Raw genomic sequence first — 12,596 nt, 5'->3', positions numbered from 1 at the left:
AGGCTTATAATTAATCAAGACAAAATACCTAAATGTATTATTCGACTACCAGTTTGCCCTACTGGATTAATACTTTTCCCTATAACTATTCCATCTTCTGGAGCATAGTACTCTTTTAAAACCCTACCAAACACATCACGAACTGTTGCTATTAATTCTCCTTTTTTAAGTTTTTGAGTTAGTTGAGAATGTACTTGAAGAACTCCTCCTACGTGGCTATAAATCCAATATGATTTTTTACATATGATAGCAGGGGTTTCAGCTTCTTCCATCTCGGTATCATACATATTTAAAAAAGATAATGTATTATAAACCCCTGTTAAACCAGATCGAATCATTCCCTTCTGAAACTTATCTGGATCACCTACTTCAACAGTTATTGAATCAATACCTAAATCTGCTGCCGCCCCTCGAAGAGTTCCATCTTTCGGAGGTGCATTTAAAATAATTTGAGGATTTTGAATCATCGCTAACTGCTTAGCTACTTTAGAAGATAAATCTGCTCTAATATAATAGGAATTAATTCTTCCAAAACTTGCAGTATGTAGGTCTAATAAAAAATCAAAATTTTTAACTATTCTATTCACAACCCTACTAGCATAAACTTGACTCCTATTCCCTTCTTTATTTCCAGGCATAATTCTATTTAAGTCTTCTCCATCAATAAAACGTCGTTCATTAACTAAAATAGAAGGCACATTAACTACAGGAACACCAATAATAGTTCCTGATAGTTTCTCCAAATCAATTGAGTTAAATAGACGCTGAATAACTGGCATTCCATTTAATTCATTACCATGGACTACAGCCGTTATTCCAAGTGTTGGTCCATCCTCTACTCCTCTTCCAACAATTATCGGAACATAAATAGGCTGACCAATACCATTCGATACTATATGTAACCATCTATATGATAATGTGTTTTTCTCATATGAATCTATCTTGATTCTTTTGATGACAGGTATTTTCTTAAACTTTTTTGCCATTATAGAATTTCCTTAATTAATAGCTCATCATCATTTAACGACTTAAATAACTTTCTCTTAAAACCTCCTTTTGTATTAATCAACCTTATAGCCATTTTATCAATTGCTATAGACGTTAATACTGTTTGAATATAGGCTTCAACCAAATCATCTATACCTATCCCTAAATTGTTAAACTCTTTTCTTTCCATTAGTAACAATCTATTAGTATCTGACCCCCAATCTCCATTCTCTTTCTTAAAAGATAAATTAGTTCCTAATATATCCCATGACGCTTTCCCATCTTCTAACACATCTTTTAATGGGGATTTTGCTCGTCTAGAATAAATAGATAGTGGTTTATAGCCTTCTTTTGTGCCATGAATCATCATTCTAAAATCTAGTACATAAGACTGCCCTTTTTGGTTTGGAACAGTTCCAACATGATAAAACTTTCCTTCAGAAGTAACAGAACTCCAATTATAATTCCCAACTAAACTTTGGACTATAAATTTATCATAATCAAAATCAAGCTCCATAAAGTCTGTTAATTCCTTCTCATTAACGATAGTATATACCCCTTGTCCTGCATTGCTATAAGGATTTTTTACAACTGCCTTTCCTCCCATATTATTAACCCACAGTGGAATTTCATTTTTATTCACATCCCAAATGGTATGCGGAGTCAAAATTTTAAGATTTTTGTTTAACAGCTCAGCATTAAAGAATGAATAAGCTTTTGATGCTATCATTTTATTTCTACCTCCTGCTAGACAAACTATTGTCGGGTTTATAATTTTTGTTTTCGAACTAATAGGTAATCTATTCCATGGTTTTTGAGTTAAATATCTAAAAACCAACCCTAATTTTATCCAACTACCATCTATTTTTAATTGGATATAGTCTCCACTTGTATCAATATGGGATTTATCTAATTGGTTATAAAAAGGAACTAGAAAAACTTCTTTTTTTAATACATCGGCCATTGCATGAGCATAACCAGAGGCTTCCATAAAATTTTTATCATAAATAACTGCCACAGCATCATTAACCTTCTTTTTCAATAAAGGTTTAATCGTTTGTTCCATAAACTTTTTATATCCTCCCTGCTCATCAAACTCATTAAGTAATGGCATAAATTTTTTTGACCTGACGGACAAGAGTTATTTTCAATAATCACCATTTGTCTTTTTCCTTTCTCTGTAGTTACATGCAATAAATCAGCTCCAGATAAATGATAATGTCTTGGTTTATATCTTAAGATTTCATTTAAATCATCAGGGTTAACTTTTGGGTTTAAATGACAATATCTTTTTACAATTCGATCCGTTGAAAGATTTAAAAAATAGCTTACCATTGGATGTATAGTTGCATTAAGCGACTTTTCATACCAGTGATTCTCAGGTTCAAAAGTACCTGGTAATATAACTTTAATTTCTTCTCTCATTTTGTTTTATTTAATTATTTTATCTTTCCAATAATACGCCAAAAAACAATTAGTTGTATATAAAATCCAAAAACATTTAAACACACTTCAAACCCTTAATAACCAACAAATTAAACACGTATTGAAAAATATTATTTTCATAAAAAAAATTAAATATTTTTTTTTAATTATATTAAAATTAAAGAGTATTTTTGATTATATAAAATTGAAGCTTATGTAACATCATTTCCTTTGAACCACGAGCATAATTATCGTTTAATTTTTGCTAAAAGCAACTTGGACTTGTTGTGGTTAATTTCCAAGATTTATTATTATTAATTAAAAACTAAAAGGAAATGAATATTAAATTTTTAAAGTTTACGCTTATAGCTGTTTTATCTTCAATATTAATGGCAAGTTCTGTCTTAACTTATTATAATACACTTGATCCTATTAAAATAATTGGAAAATATGAAGGATTTGATGAAATGGGATACAGTTTTTCTTTTGACACCAATGGAGAGGTAGAAACTATCACTTTCGAAAAAGTTAAAAAGGAGTTTATAATAGAATTTAAATTAGATGAAGAAATCACAATAGGTAAAAAATTCGAAATCATTTATTCAATAGTCGAATCTGAAGATGATGAAGATTACTCCATGGAGTTAATCTTAGAATCTTTAAAACTAGTTGAATAATTTTTATAAACAGACCTCATTCAAATTGAATGAGGTTTTTTAAGCATACAAAAAAATGTACACTATAGTTATTCAAATTTCCATACTATTATTAGCTTTATTTACGGTAATAAGCCTAACAAAAAGATTAACAAAATCCTATATTGTTAAAAATTCAATAGAACCACATAGAAGAAAATTAATTCTTAATTTGTTTTATCTCTTTTATCTTATTACTTCATTTTTTCTACTCTTATTAATTTTAGGAATTGAGTTTAAACAATTTGGTGTATTTGCTACATCAATATTAGCTGTTTTAGGGGTAGGTTTTTTTGCTCAATGGTCAATGTTATCAAACCTAACTGCAAGTATTATTCTATTCTTTTATCATCCTATGCGTATTGGAAATACAATAAAAATTCTGGATAAAGATTATGATTTAACAGGTGAAGTAAAAGATATTACAGGTTTTTATACTCTACTCTTTCTACCTGAAGACAATAAACATATTACTATTCCTAATATTATCATCTTATATAAAGGAATAGAATTAATAACTCCCAAATAACCAATTAGTTATTTTTTTTAAAAAAAATATTAAAAAAGTTTTTTGTATTAAAAAATAGTTTACATTTACCGCAATCTTATTAGATAAGTTAAATGTTACGTTTTGCTTATTTCGTAAACAACTTTTATGAGAAGACAAAAGGTTGTTTTGTATTAGGAAAATACAACGAAAAAATTAAGGTGTCTTCATCTTCAAAAAAATACTCTTTACCACTGAATTTTGACATTCAGTGCGGTGGTTGTTTAGCACTACGAGTCTAAGTATCATTTTATTTTTTTATAACAAACTCGCTACAAGGTAGCAGTAACGTTTGTTTCCAATGCATTTAAAAAAGTTTCAGCAATATGCCGAAACCATTTTTTGAATTATCTGTCCGTACAGGAAATTCAAGCAAAATAAACCTAAAAAATGAATACTAGATATAAAGATTTAATAGAGCAAACATTTGATTTTCCTCAAGCGGAATTTCATACAGAAAAAAACAATTTATTTTTTCACAACATTGATATTATGGAATTAGTAAACCAGTATGGGGCTCCTTTAAAGTTTACCTACCTTCCTAAAATATCAGAAAACATTAACCGTGCAAAACAATGGTTTTCAAATGCTATTGAAAAACACAATTATAAAGGAACATATAATTACAGTTACTGTACTAAAAGTTCACATTTTAAATACGTGTTAGACGAAGCACTAAAAAATGACATTCATATTGAAACATCATCTGCTTTTGATATCGATATTGTTAAAGCACTAAAAAATGAAGGAAAACTTAAAGACAACGCGTATGTGCTATGCAATGGTTTTAAACGAGATCAATATATAGCAAACATTATCAGTTTAATTGACGGAGGACATTCAAATTGTATTCCAATTATTGATAATTATGAAGAACTTAACTTGCTATTAGATGAGACAAAAAGCAAGTTCAAAGTTGGTATTCGTATCGCTTCAGAGGAAGAACCAAAATTTGAGTTTTATACAAGCAGACTGGGTATTGGCTATAAAAACATTGTATCATTTTATGAACGTGAAATAGCTAATAACCCACAGGTAGAACTAAAAATGCTACACTTTTTTATCAATACAGGTATTAAAGACAACGCATATTATTGGAATGAGTTATTAAAATGTCTAAAAGTATACATCAACTTAAAAAAAGTATGTCCATCCTTAGACAGCTTAAATATTGGAGGAGGGTTTCCAATTAAAAACTCATTAGCTTTTGACTATGATTATGAATATATGGTAGATGAAATCATTAACCAAATAAACAAAGCTTGTGAAGAAGCAAAAGTTGATGTTCCTCATATTTTCACAGAGTTTGGAAGCTTTACAGTAGGCGAAGCAAGTGGAGCAATTTATGAAGTATTGTATCAAAAAAAGCAAAACGACCGTGAAAGATGGAACATGATCAATTCATCTTTTATTACCACAATGCCAGATACTTGGGCTATTAATAAACGATTTATTATGCTTCCTGTGAACAAATGGAATGATAAATATGAACGAGTTTTACTAGGTGGATTAACATGTGATAGTGATGATTATTACAATTCAGAGCAGCACACTAACGCAATTTACCTTCCTGTTTACGAGAAAGAAAAACCACTATATGTGGGCTTTTTTAACACGGGAGCTTATCAGGAAACTATTGGAGGTTTTGGCGGATTACAACACTGTTTAATTCCACACCCAAAACATGTGTTAATAGACATAAACGAAAATGGAAAGCTCACAACCAAACTGTTTAAAGATCAACAAAAAAGTGAAGAATTTTTATCAATTCTTGGGTATTAAAACGTTTAGTTATTCTGAAAATTTTAAGAGTAATAACACAACAATTAAAACTAAAATGAACACGAAAAATTACGCTGGTATACCAGACCAATACGCAAAGTTAGAAAAAGCAAATATTGTACTTATTCCTGTGCCTTATGACGGTACTAGTACTTGGCAAAAAGGTGCAGATAAAGGGCCTGATGCATTCTTACAAGCATCAGAAAATATGGAATTATACGATATCGAAACCAATAGCGAAGTATATAAGGAAGGAGTGTATTTAACGGAAGCTATAACTGAAAATTCTTCACCAGAAGCGATGGTAGAGGCAGTACATTCGGAAGTAAAAAAATACATTAATAAAAAGAAGTTTGTAACTATTGTTGGTGGAGAACATTCTATATCTATAGGTACTATCCGTGCCTTTGACGAATGTTTTAATAACATCTCTGTTTTACATATTGATGCTCATGCCGATTTACGAAAAGAATACGAAGGTTCGACTTGTAATCATGCTTGTGCAGTTTATGAAGCAAGTCAAAACACCAATTTAGTACAAGTAGGTATTCGTAGTATGGACGTCTCTGAAAAATCCTCAATGAACATGGAAAAAGTTTTCTTTGCACATGACATGGCTGTAAATGAAGATTGGGTTGACGATGTACTAGATCAATTAACTGATAATATCTTTATAACATTTGATTTAGATGCTTTAGACCCATCAATTATGCCTAGTACTGGAACACCAGAGCCAGGAGGATTACTTTGGTATGAAACATTAGATTTTTTACGTCGCGTTTTTGAAGAAAGAAACGTTGTAGGATTTGATATTGTAGAGCTATGTCCCAATGAACTTGATAAATCATCAGATTTTTTAATGGCCAAATTATACTACAAGATGTTAAGCTATAAGTTTTACTTAAACGAAGAAGATGAAGATGAAGAAGACAAAAAGGAACATAAAGCTATCTCTAAGTTTAGAGAAGACGAATACGAAGAATATTAAAAATGTTAGTCAAAGCATATCATTTAGAAGTTCAAATAGATCTGAGTAGAATCCGAAATTGGTTTTCCAAGTATCAATTGTTAAAAAGGGAGCATACTTTTATTCTATATAAAACAAATAAGGAATCTTACATCTACTTAAAAAACTATGGCAGTGTAGTGTTTTTAAATTGTGAGAATTTTGAAATAGTAACTGTTTTAGAGTATTTAAATGGAACTAAAAACAATATGGAAACAATGCTTTCTGAAGAGTATGAAATAACCATAAATGACGATATAGAAGTTGATTTTGGAAGTATACAAATTAAAGAGCTCCATGATGATATAGCGCATATTATTATGTTGAATTTGGCACAATCAGTAGCGCTAATGAATTATGTGAACAAGGCTTCTGATTTGCATGAGAAAACCATGGTGTATTCTCGACAGCTTGAGCACACAGGAAACTTTAAACTATCAAAAACAAAAATGCGCAAGTTTATAGGCAGAACTTTAAATCTAAAAAACAACATAGCCGAAAACTTGTTTGTATTTGACTCACCAGAAGTAGCTTGGAGTGACAAAGAACTGTCAGTTTTAGATTACAAGTTAAAAGATGAGCTGGATGTTGCAAAAAGACATCAGGGTATTGAAAATAGTCTAAACGTAATAAAAGAAAATTTAGACCTATTTAGTGATATCATCCATCATAAATATAGTAGCATGCTAGAATGGATAATCATCCTTCTTATCTTATTTGAAATCGTACAAGTTTTAATCGAAAAAATATTATAAAAATGAACAAACCAATTACAAATTTTATAGAAAAATACTTTTTACACTTTAATGCAGCATCGTTAGTAGATGCTGCCAAAGGTTACGAAACTCAATTAGAGCAAGGAGCTAAAATGTTAATTTCTTTAGCTGGTGCTATGAGTACTGCGGAATTAGGAAAAATTTTTGCTGAAATGATTCGTCAAGACAAAGTGCACATTATTTCATGCACAGGAGCCAATTTGGAGGAAGATATCATGAATTTAGTGGCACATTCTCATTATAAAAGAGTTCCAAACTATCGTGATTTAACGCCTCAAGATGAATGGGATTTATTATTAAAAGGCTTAAACCGAGTAACAGACACTTGCATACCAGAGGAAGAAGCTTTTCGAAGATTACAAAAGCATATTTTAAAGATTTGGAAGGATGCTGAAAAAAATGGAGAACGCTATTTTCCGCATGAATTTATGTACAAATTATTATTATCAGGAGTATTAGAAGAATATTATGAAATAGATATTAAAGATTCTTGGATGTACGCTGCAGCTGAAAAGAATTTACCAATGGTAGTTCCAGGATGGGAAGATTCTACTATGGGAAATATTTTTGCTTCCTATGTTTTAAAAGGAGAATTGAAAGCTTCTACGATGAAAAGTGGAATTGAATACATGACCTTTTTAGCAGATTGGTATACTAATAATTCGAACAATGGAATTGGCTTTTTCCAAATTGGAGGAGGAATTGCTGGCGATTTTCCTATTTGTGTAGTACCAATGCTTTATCAAGATATGGAACAAGAAAACACTCCTTTTTGGAGCTATTTCTGTCAAATTTCAGATTCGACAACAAGTTATGGTTCTTATTCTGGAGCAGTTCCTAATGAAAAAATCACTTGGGGTAAACTAGACATAGATACTCCAAAATTCATTATTGAAAGTGATGCCACTATTGTTGCTCCATTAATTTTTGCGTATCTTTTAAACATGTAAAATGAAAAGAGTTATTGTTGAATATAGTAAGCTAACAACTAATATATTAGATTTATTAGTAGCAAAATATCCAGATGGATATGAGTATGAAGATATTATTTCCTTTCAAAACTCTCAAGGACAAACCACAAAAGCTGTAGAGGTTAAAACAGAGGATACAATTTACTTAGTCAAGATTAACAAACAACTTAATCAAACTATAGAAGATTATTCCGAAGATAGAGAATCGTTTAACGATTTTGATAATGAATATTTTTAAACCATTACGGATGGGATATTACAGTTCTTTTCAAGATGCAAATACTCAAGGAGTGTTTTTACGTCACGAGAGTGGGTACTATTATTTCAGAAATACTCAAAATGATGAATATGATGAAATTGTTTTTGAAGAAGTAAATAAAAAAGTTTTAGAAAAATACGATTTAAGAACATTAGAATTCAAAGGAAAAAAATTTCAATTGTACTATACTGAAATTATGGAGGATTTAGACGATGAAGATTTTATCGTTTTAAGATTAGATGATTTAGAATTAACTTAATTATGGAATTAAACTTTCACATATCCCTTCCTTGTAAGGATCTAAATGAGACCTTACAGTATTATACGGAAGAATTAGGACTAGAAATAGGTAGATCTACTAGTAAATGGGTAGATTTTAATCTATACGGAACGCAATTAACTTTTGTTAAAGTAGAGGAATATACTTTCCAATACCCATTTTATGTTTTAGAAGATAATCAATTACCGACATTTCATTTTGGTATTATACTAAACTATGAAAACTGGGAAAGTATTTATGATAGAATAAATAGATGGTCTACTGACACAATTATTAAAACAACGTTTTTTGAAGATCAAAATGGAGAACAAAGTTCGTTTTTCGTTCAGGATCCAAACAACTATCATATTGAATTTAAAACCTTTAAAGAGAAAGGTGAAATTTTTATGTAAATAACTAAAAAATAAACAATGGGAATAATAGATCTTTTTGAATCAAGTATTCATAGAAACAATATGGCACACTTTTCTGCAATATTAAATATAGCATTAGTAGATGGTGAATTGAACTCGGATGAACAATTAATCATTAATCGGTTTGTTAAAAAATTGGATATAACTGAGGAAGAATATAAAGAAGTCCTAAAAACTCCAAACAAATATCCAATTATACCTCAAAACAATATAGATGATAGACTTGAGCGTTTGTTAGATTTGTTTAAAATCATTCTTTCTGATCATAGAATTGATAAAGAAGAAAGTGATTTAGTCCTACGATACGCAATTCAATTAGGATTTAGTGAAGACTCTGCTAAATCTATTATAAAAAAATCATTGAATATATTTAATGCAGATATAGATTTTGATGATTACAAAAAAATATTAAGTATTATTTAATAAATAAATCAAATGAAAAATATTTTAATTCCTTATGATTTCTCAGAAACAGCAATTAATGCATTAAATTATACTAAAAAACTTTTTGCAGAACAGAATATAAATATCTTTTTATTGGATGTTTATATAGGCGAAAGATCTTACTTATTAAGTGAGGAATATAATGAGAAATGGTTTAGTCAAATGGACGATGAAATTGAAGATGAATTGAAATATTTGGTTGATATTCTCAATAGAGAAAATAAAGGTTTTTCATATCATGCTATTGCCGATTCTAACTCTTTAACAAATGCCATAAAGGAAACTATTAAAGAAGAGAAAATTGATTTGGTGATATGTGGTACAAAAGGCGCCAAAAGTTTGGCGCAAACCTTTATTGGAACGAATACAGTTAAAATAATCAGAGCAATTGACTATACACCTATATTGGTAGTTCCTACAGAATATAAGTATAAAAATATAGACAGGATTATCCTTTCTACAAACTATAAAAGACCTTTTAATAGAACAGAACTTCATCCATTAATTAGATTGAGTAATATGAAACGCTGCAATGTGGAAATTGTAAATCTTTCTATCGAAGAGGCTTTAACAAATAAGCAAAGAACTCATAAAGTAAATCTAAGAGAATTATTACAAGATTTACAAACTCATTATAAAAAGCTTAGCTGGGAAGAATCTGAATCATACACTCTTCAAAAATATGTGGAAGAATCTAACGGACAATTACTAGTTCTCATCAATCATCATTATAATTTCTTTAATAAATTATTAAACGAAGATGTTATTAAAAAAGTTACTTTTAGTAGTAAAATACCTTTACTAATTTTACCAGAAATGTCATGAAAAGTTTAAATTTTAATGAAGATTTTTATATCGCAATCACCCACCTTTTTTATTCTTTCTCTATGATTGACAAAACCATAACTATTCAAGAAAAAAAGGAAATAGTTTGGGCTATAAAAGAAGAATGGGCTACAAATGAATATGGATTTAATAGTGAAGAGTTAATTTATGAAACTATGAGAAATTTAATTAATGGTAATTTATCAGCAGAAAAAGCTTATGATTTTTTTAAAAGTTTTTTCTTAACTAATAACAGCTTTTTTAATAATGAAGTTAATATTGAACTCTTGGATACCTGTTATAAAATTTGTAATGCAAATAATAGTAAAAACAAATCTGAATTAATTCTATTGGCTAAATTGCAGAAACTAATAGAAGATAGAAAAATTATAAATTAAATGAGATTTACTATCCGTCAAAAGAATAAAAGTGAAATCCCTGGCAAACCAATATTTATAGGTACGCAAAAACAGGATAATATTTATATTACTCTAATTGCTTTTGATGATAACCAATTTATAGAAATTGAAATATTAGAAATTGAAGAAATTTTTAGTTACCTATCCCAATATAAAAATGCATGGATTAATATAGACGGTATTCATGATGTAGAATTGATTAAGATGATATGTGAACGCTTTGATATACATTCTTTATTGATTGAAGATATTGTTAACACTGGAGTACGATCAAAGTCTGATATAGAGGATGATTTTATTTTTACAGTCATAAAAATGATGTTCTTAGGTAAAGATCAAACATTACACTCTGAACAGCTATCTATGTTTTTAACCAAAAATGTATTACTAACTTTTCAAGAAAAAAAAGGAGATGTTTTTGATCCAATTAGAGAAAGGATTAGGAATAAAAAAGGTAGAATTAGAAGTTATAACCTCAGTTACTTAAAATACTGCTTATTAGATGTTATTATCGATAACTATAATTACTTAATAGAAATATTCGGTGAAAATGTAGAAGAACTAGAAGATCGAATTTTATCTAATCCTAGCAAAAATGTCCTAGAAGACATTAATAAAAATAAAATAGAACTTAATTATTTTAAAAAAAATATTAGACCTGCTCGTGAAACAATTAATAACTTTAAGAATTATAAAACACCCTTAATTACAAAACGTGAACAACCATTTTATAATGACCTTAATGAGTTGATAAATAGAATATATGAAACATTGGAAAATTATAAGATGATGTTAAGTGAACAATTAACCGTCTATTCTACAAATGTTAACTATAAACTCAATGAAATTATGAAACTTCTTACTATTTTCTCTGTAGTCTTTATACCAATAACATTTATAGCAGGTATATATGGTACTAACTTTAACAATGTTCCTGAATTGAAACTAGAATATGGATATTTTTATATGTGGGGAATTATAATTATTGTGACAATTTCAATGCTTGTATTTTTTAAAAAAAAGAAATGGTTTTAAATAATAAATTAGGTTTAATTCCAAATTTTAATAATAGCTCACAATATTTAAAATTAAAGTGTGACCAAATAATAATTTAATCGTCTAAAAAGAGATTCCCCTGCTTTTTAAAAAAAGGCAACCATTTTTCTCTATTTGAAAATAGAGAATATTTTCTTTTTCATTACAATTCCCTACCCACTCCTTGGAGTGGGTTTTTTAAAAAACAACAATATCTCTTAATGAATTTTATGTGACCAAACAATTCAATTATCGTCCTTATAATAACATCTTTTTACTCATATTATGGCGAAAATAAATTCTGTTCAATTAACAAATATTCCTAAAGAAATAATAGTAGGAAATAAATTATTTAACCTCAATGTCCAAATCGAAATTGAATGTCATAAAATAGACTTACAATTAGAAATGGAATATTATCTACATGCTTTTATTTATGATGTAAAAGGAAAACTAGATACACCTGTATTAGTTCCTAACTGGAACAATAGTTTTGTTTTCCCCATAGCATTTGAAAATTCGGATGAATATTTAGGAAAAACCCAATGTCTTTTTACTGCAAATAAAAAAAATATTTCAATTTCACTCAATATTGATCTCATGTTAGGCAAATTAAAAGAATCTAGTTTTCCTATTACAAAAAGATTAGAAGCTTATGTCGCTATAATACCCGCAATTGGGGTTGCTGGAAAACATTCATCAATTCACAGCGTAAATATGCTTCATTGAAAA

General features: G+C 28.9%; 17 protein-coding genes. 14 read left to right on the top strand and 3 right to left on the bottom strand.

The genetic code is table 11. From position 1 onward, the window contains the following. Nucleotides 1-14: 14 nt before the first annotated feature. From ABNT65_RS19880 to ABNT65_RS19870, 3 genes are read right to left on the bottom strand one after another with little or no spacing between them, the layout of a single operon-like run. Nucleotides 15-986, bottom strand: a complete 972-nt coding sequence (locus ABNT65_RS19880; protein WP_348746690.1) for a succinylglutamate desuccinylase/aspartoacylase family protein — start codon at nt 984-986, stop codon at nt 15-17. Continuing rightward, complete coding sequence (locus ABNT65_RS19875) at nt 986-2,101, bottom strand: hypothetical protein (RefSeq protein WP_348746689.1); 1,116 nt, start codon at nt 2,099-2,101, stop codon at nt 986-988. The genes ABNT65_RS19880 and ABNT65_RS19875 overlap by 1 nt, the downstream gene beginning before the upstream one ends. After that, on the bottom strand, nt 2,026-2,412 hold the full coding sequence (locus ABNT65_RS19870; RefSeq protein ID WP_348746688.1) for a hypothetical protein: 387 nt from the start codon (nt 2,410-2,412) through the stop codon (nt 2,026-2,028). The genes ABNT65_RS19875 and ABNT65_RS19870 overlap by 76 nt, the downstream gene beginning before the upstream one ends. 389 nt (nt 2,413-2,801) lie before the next feature. Between ABNT65_RS19870 and ABNT65_RS19865 the strand changes: the two genes are divergently transcribed. The 14 genes from ABNT65_RS19865 to ABNT65_RS19800 all read left to right on the top strand — a co-directional run bounded on the left by ABNT65_RS19865 (nt 2,802) and on the right by ABNT65_RS19800 (nt 12,593). Next, nucleotides 2,802-3,089, top strand: a complete 288-nt coding sequence (locus tag ABNT65_RS19865; RefSeq protein WP_348746687.1) for a hypothetical protein — start codon at nt 2,802-2,804, stop codon at nt 3,087-3,089. A gap of 55 nt (nt 3,090-3,144) precedes the next feature. Then, nucleotides 3,145-3,636 carry a mechanosensitive ion channel domain-containing protein gene (locus ABNT65_RS19860; protein WP_348716981.1) on the top strand — a complete coding sequence of 164 codons (492 nt, stop codon included), beginning with the start codon at nt 3,145-3,147 and terminating at the stop codon, nt 3,634-3,636. 408 nt (nt 3,637-4,044) lie between these two features. Beyond that, nucleotides 4,045-5,436, top strand: coding sequence for an arginine decarboxylase (locus tag ABNT65_RS19855; RefSeq protein ID WP_348716979.1), 1,392 nt, complete (start codon nt 4,045-4,047; stop codon nt 5,434-5,436). Nucleotides 5,437-5,491: 55 nt separating this feature from the next. Beyond that, on the top strand, nt 5,492-6,424 hold the full coding sequence (speB, locus tag ABNT65_RS19850; protein ID WP_348716978.1) for an agmatinase: 933 nt from the start codon (nt 5,492-5,494) through the stop codon (nt 6,422-6,424). A 2-nt stretch (nt 6,425-6,426) separates the two neighbouring features. Continuing rightward, on the top strand, nt 6,427-7,197 hold the full coding sequence (locus ABNT65_RS19845) for an RMD1 family protein (protein WP_348716976.1): 771 nt from the start codon (nt 6,427-6,429) through the stop codon (nt 7,195-7,197). A 2-nt stretch (nt 7,198-7,199) separates the two neighbouring features. Further along, nucleotides 7,200-8,168, top strand: a complete 969-nt coding sequence (locus tag ABNT65_RS19840; RefSeq protein ID WP_348716974.1) for a deoxyhypusine synthase family protein — start codon at nt 7,200-7,202, stop codon at nt 8,166-8,168. A 1-nt stretch (nt 8,169) separates the two neighbouring features. Further along, nucleotides 8,170-8,427, top strand: coding sequence for a hypothetical protein (locus tag ABNT65_RS19835; protein WP_348716973.1), 258 nt, complete (start codon nt 8,170-8,172; stop codon nt 8,425-8,427). After that, entirely contained in the window at nt 8,414-8,707 is a 294-nt protein-coding gene (locus ABNT65_RS19830) for a hypothetical protein (protein WP_348746686.1), read from the top strand. The genes ABNT65_RS19835 and ABNT65_RS19830 overlap by 14 nt, the downstream gene beginning before the upstream one ends. 2 nt (nt 8,708-8,709) lie before the next feature. Next, complete coding sequence (locus tag ABNT65_RS19825; protein ID WP_348716969.1) at nt 8,710-9,120, top strand: VOC family protein; 411 nt, start codon at nt 8,710-8,712, stop codon at nt 9,118-9,120. Between the two features lie 18 nt (nt 9,121-9,138). Beyond that, nucleotides 9,139-9,564 (top strand): TerB family tellurite resistance protein, encoded by a 426-nt coding sequence (locus tag ABNT65_RS19820; RefSeq protein ID WP_348746685.1) that lies wholly within the window; start codon nt 9,139-9,141, stop codon nt 9,562-9,564. A gap of 12 nt (nt 9,565-9,576) precedes the next feature. Further along, nucleotides 9,577-10,410 carry a universal stress protein gene (locus ABNT65_RS19815; RefSeq protein ID WP_348746684.1) on the top strand — a complete coding sequence of 278 codons (834 nt, stop codon included), beginning with the start codon at nt 9,577-9,579 and terminating at the stop codon, nt 10,408-10,410. Then, the gene (locus tag ABNT65_RS19810; protein ID WP_348716963.1) at nt 10,407-10,808 is read left to right on the top strand and encodes a hypothetical protein; all 402 of its coding nucleotides are present in this window, start codon (nt 10,407-10,409) and stop codon (nt 10,806-10,808) included. Before ABNT65_RS19815 ends, ABNT65_RS19810 begins: the two co-directional genes overlap by 4 nt. Then, on the top strand, nt 10,809-11,864 hold the full coding sequence (corA, locus tag ABNT65_RS19805; RefSeq protein ID WP_348746683.1) for a magnesium/cobalt transporter CorA: 1,056 nt from the start codon (nt 10,809-10,811) through the stop codon (nt 11,862-11,864). Between the two features lie 285 nt (nt 11,865-12,149). Continuing rightward, a complete protein-coding gene (locus ABNT65_RS19800; protein ID WP_348746682.1) occupies nt 12,150-12,593 on the top strand; it encodes a hypothetical protein in 444 nt (147 codons plus the stop codon). Nucleotides 12,594-12,596 lie beyond the last annotated feature (3 nt).

The sequence above is a fragment of the Tenacibaculum sp. 190524A02b genome (genome assembly GCF_964036645.1).
Lineage (GTDB): Bacteria > Bacteroidota > Bacteroidia > Flavobacteriales > Flavobacteriaceae > Polaribacter > Polaribacter vairaonense.
This window is presented reverse-complemented; position numbering and strand designations above follow the sequence as displayed.